Here is a 1,132-nt window from a genome sequence, read left to right as displayed (position 1 = left end):
TTTCGGTTTCCGTCGTGTCCGTCGGGTCGGTGGGGGTTTTGACGGAGTCGAGGAGGAGTTGGGCGACGTCGACGACCTGGATGGTTTCCTTGGCTGTGCCGTCGTTCTTCTTGCCGTTGACGGAGTCGGTGAGCATGACGAGGCAGAACGGGCAGGCGGTGGAGACGATGTCCGGGTTGAGGGAGAGGGCTTCGTCGACGCGTTCGTTGTTGATGCGTTTGCCGATGCGTTCTTCCATCCACATGCGGGCGCCGCCGGCGCCGCAGCAGAAGCCGCGTTCCTTGTGGCGGTGCATTTCCTCGTTGCGGATGCCGGGGACGCTGGCGATGATCTCGCGGGGCGGGGTGTAGATCTTGTTGTGGCGGCCCAGGTAGCAGGGGTCGTGGTAGGTGATGATGCCCTCGACCGGGGTGACGGGGATCAGCTTGCCCTCGTCGACGAGGTGCTGGAGCAGCTGGGTGTGGTGGATGACTTCGTAGTCGCCGCCGAGCTGGGGGTATTCGTTGCCGAGGGTGTTGAGGCAGTGCGGGCAGGTCGCGACGATCTTCTTCGCCGACTTCGGCTTCGCCGACTCGGGCGTGGTGTTGCCGTCGTCGTCCGTTTCCTCGCCGAAGGCGGCGTTGAGGGACAGGACGTTTTCCATGCCGAGTTCCTGGAACAGGGGTTCGTTGCCCAGGCGGCGGGCGGAGTCACCGGTGCATTTCTCGTCGCCGCCCATGATGGCGAACTTGACGCCGGCGATGTGGAGGAGTTCGGCGAAGGCCTTGGTGGTCTTCTTCGCGCGGTCCTCCAGCGCGCCGGCGCAGCCGACCCAGTAGAGGTAGTCGACCTCGGAGAGGTCTTCGATGTCCTTGCCGACGACCGGGACGTCGAAGCCGACTTCCTTGGTCCATTCCAGGCGCTGCTTCTTGGCCAGGCCCCAGGGGTTGCCCTTCTTCTCCAGGTTCTTGAGCATCGTGCCGGCCTCGGAGGGGAACGCCGACTCGATCATGACCTGGTAGCGGCGCATGTCGACGATGTGGTCGACGTGCTCGATGTCGACGGGGCACTGCTCGACGCAGGCGCCGCAGGTGGTGCAGGACCACAGCACGTCGGGGTCGATGACGCCGTTGTCGCCGGCGGTGCCGATCAG

At 65.0% G+C, this 1,132-nt stretch carries 1 protein-coding gene; it reads right to left on the bottom strand.

Going from position 1 to position 1,132, the window contains the following annotated elements; genetic code table 11:
- Nucleotides 1-1,132: (Fe-S)-binding protein (locus QC282_RS31975; protein ID WP_279553097.1), on the bottom strand; the 1,132-nt coding region annotated here is incomplete at both ends.

This window comes from Streptomyces sp. DH24 (assembly GCF_029813775.1).
Taxonomy (GTDB): domain Bacteria; phylum Actinomycetota; class Actinomycetes; order Streptomycetales; family Streptomycetaceae; genus Streptomyces.
This window is presented reverse-complemented; position numbering and strand designations above follow the sequence as displayed.